The organism is Neptunomonas sp. ABH4_499 (genome assembly GCF_056160565.1).
The window spans coordinates 1-643 of sequence record NZ_JBSWXK010000043.1 but is presented as its reverse complement, the minus strand read 5'-3'; the positions used below and the strand labels follow the sequence as shown (position 1 = coordinate 643).

The following is a 643-nucleotide window of genomic DNA, read 5'->3' as shown; positions in this document are numbered from 1 at the left end:
CATGCGGGGTAAAGTTTGTTTCAAGCAGTGTAACCGAGGATTCGACCGCAGGTCGAGGGCTGCAAAACTTATCCGACAGCCTCAACGCCCACATAAAAGGCGAGCGTTAGCGAGTCCAGCCCACGTTTTTTGTGGGCGATTTTTAATGTGCTTGTTATATGTGTTATTCATTAACTAAGTGGATAGTATTTGAAGGGCTGCTCAACCAAAATCCGTTAAAGCTAGATGGTAAGGACTCTATTTCATTTCTGATCGCACAGCCCTGCGATTCAAGGTATTTCTTGGCTTCGGTAGCGTTGTCGGTTTCAATTTCAAGCCATACTTCCGCTTGGCTTATTCCTGATACTTTATCGACCCATAAATTTTTACCACCAAATTCGAATGCTACTGATTCGAAGCTATCTGGTGAATTAGCCTCTTTCTTATTTAGGCCTAAAACGACACCATAAAAATTCACCATCTTTTCATATTCATGAGTCGGCACCTTTATAGCAATATTTTTCCCCGGACTGAAATTTGGTTTCATAGTTTTCTCCTTGGGGTGATTTGCATATAACGAGACTGTCGGATTAGACATTTAACACCATAAGACTTCATCCCACAGTCCTCCTTCATATTCTTTAACGCCTAAAAAAAGTTTTTT

General features: G+C 41.1%; 1 protein-coding gene. It reads right to left on the bottom strand.

The features are described 5' to 3' along the window. Positions 1 to 163: 163 nt before the first annotated feature. Complete coding sequence (locus tag ACXAF9_RS18155; protein WP_475076834.1) at positions 164 to 526, bottom strand: VOC family protein; 363 nt, start codon at positions 524 to 526, stop codon at positions 164 to 166. Between the last annotated feature and the right edge of the window lie 117 nt (positions 527 to 643).